The following is a 1954-nucleotide window of genomic DNA, read 5'->3' as shown; positions in this document are numbered from 1 at the left end:
GTCGGAGTCGTCCTCGAACTCCAACAGCACCGCCGCCTGGTCCAGGGTCAGCTCGTGCTCGTGCAGAACGGACGTGACGGTCGCGGACTCCGCGACCGCAAGGCCCTTCTTCACCGCGTCGGTCTTGGTGCCGGTGCGCTTGGCGATCGCTGCAGCGGACACGCCCTCAAACGCGAGCTGCGCCCACGCGGCGGTGCGGTCCGCGACGCTCAGCTCGGCGCGCTGGTCGTTCTCGATGATCTGCTGAACGATCCGATCCGCGGTTGTCTCGTCGCCCTCCACGACGTAGACCGGGATCGTGGGCACTCCGGCCTCGCGGGCGGCGAGGGTGCGGCGCTGTCCGGCGCGGACGATGACGTTGCCGTGCTCGTCGCGGCGGGCGAGGACCGGGGTGATGACGCCGTTCTCGCGGATCGACGCGATGAAGTCCTTCGTCAGCGGGGCGCTGGTGCGGACGTTCGCCTCGATCACGAGGACGGTCGGGTCGATGTGCTGAACGGTCCCGGTTCCGGTGGTGATACTCACGATGGTTTCTCCTCAATCGGTGTGCGACCATGAAGGTGACGAGTCCCGTGGTTCTAAGCCAACTACGGGGCTTTTGTCGTCTTCCTGATCGTTTTTCTTTGCCTCTCCGGCGAGTGAAAACCAATTGAGTGGAGTCGGCGGAGTGACGGCTCTCTTGGGCGAAATAAGGGAGCTTGCGACCGCGTCCGAGAGAGACGGCACGCAGCCGGCGGAGCGAGATAGGTTGAAACCGCGGAGAGGTGAAGAAAACGGGTAATCCGGCCGCGTAGCGGCTCCCGCCGGCGGTGCTCCGTCACCGCTGCGCGAGTGCAGCTCGCGCCCCCGGAACGGGGAAGACCGGGGAGCGTGAGGGGTCGCCCCTCACGGGCCGGCCCGGAAGGCCGGCCCGCGCCGCGCGGCTACCGGTCGGCGGGCTCGGAGCAGTTGGCGCAGTCGCACGGCCCGCTGGGGTTCTCCGCCCGCTCGACGGCCGCGATCTGCGCGGCCTGCTCCGCCGGGGAGAGCGCCTGCCACCCCTCATCCGCGCGCCGGTTCGACTCGATGCGTGCCGCACGCTCGTCCAGCGTCTCCGGGGTCGGGGTGAGGAAAGCGGCCAGTGCCGCGCCGGTGTCCTGCTTGTCGGCGGGGGTGAGGAACGCGATCAGCGCGGCGGCGTAGGCGGTGCCGTCGTCGGTGACGGGGAATCCGCCCGGAGCTCCTTCGCCGGGAAGAGTGAGCGTGTTGCGGATGTGCGCGAGGATCTCGGCGTCCGTGGCGGTCGCGTCGTCGTCGGACTCGGCGCGGCGGGTGTCGAGGATGAGGGCGAGCTGCTCGGCCGTGGCGCGGCCGGTGTCGGTGCGGGTCATGGTGTGGTCCTCTCAGCGGTTCAGGAACGGGGCGACGCGGCGGATCGCTGCGCGGCGGGCGTGGGCGACGCAGTGACGGAACGAACCGCTGGTGATGCCGTGCAGCTGGTCGGAGTGCCACGCCTCCCAGACGCCGGACGTGCGGCGGGTGACGTGCACCGAGGGCGTCGTCTGGGGGTCGGTGCCCACGACACGGATATCGACCGCGCGGGTGTTCGCGAGCGTGAGGTAGGTCTTCGCGGTGGTCTGCAAGTCGGTGGTGATCTGCATGGTGTGGGTGCTCCCTCTGGCTGATCGTTTTTCTTTGCCTCTCCGGCGGGGAAAACCGTTTGAGTGGAGGCGGCGCAGTGACGCCGATAGCGGGCGAAATAAGCCCGCAGGGCGCGTCCGCTATCGGTGGCACGGAGCCGGTGGAGCGAAATAGGTTGAAACCGCGGAGAGGTGAAGAAAACAGGTGGAACGGGCCGCATCGCGGCCTCCGACCCGCGGTGCTCCGTCGCCGCTGCGCGAGTGCAGCTCGCGCCCCGGAACGGGACACCGGGGAGCGTGAGGGGGTCGCCCCTCACGGGCCGGCGCCGCCGGCC

General features: G+C 69.6%; 3 protein-coding genes. All 3 read right to left on the bottom strand.

What is annotated here, in order from left to right:
• Positions 1–525, bottom strand: a 525-nt coding sequence (locus C5C63_RS16600) for a ParB/RepB/Spo0J family partition protein (RefSeq protein ID WP_258065486.1), incomplete at its 3' end; no start/stop codon positions are given.
• A 398-nt stretch (positions 526–923) separates the two neighbouring features.
• Entirely contained in the window at positions 924–1370 is a 447-nt protein-coding gene (locus C5C63_RS16595; protein WP_104234632.1) for a hypothetical protein, read from the bottom strand.
• Positions 1371–1382: 12 nt separating this feature from the next.
• Positions 1383–1640 (bottom strand): hypothetical protein, encoded by a 258-nt coding sequence (locus tag C5C63_RS16590; RefSeq protein ID WP_104234631.1) that lies wholly within the window; start codon positions 1638–1640, stop codon positions 1383–1385.
• Between the last annotated feature and the right edge of the window lie 314 nt (positions 1641–1954).

Source organism: Rathayibacter sp. AY1B8, from assembly GCF_002932775.1.
Taxonomy (GTDB): Bacteria; Actinomycetota; Actinomycetes; order Actinomycetales; family Microbacteriaceae; genus Rathayibacter.
This window is presented reverse-complemented; position numbering and strand designations above follow the sequence as displayed.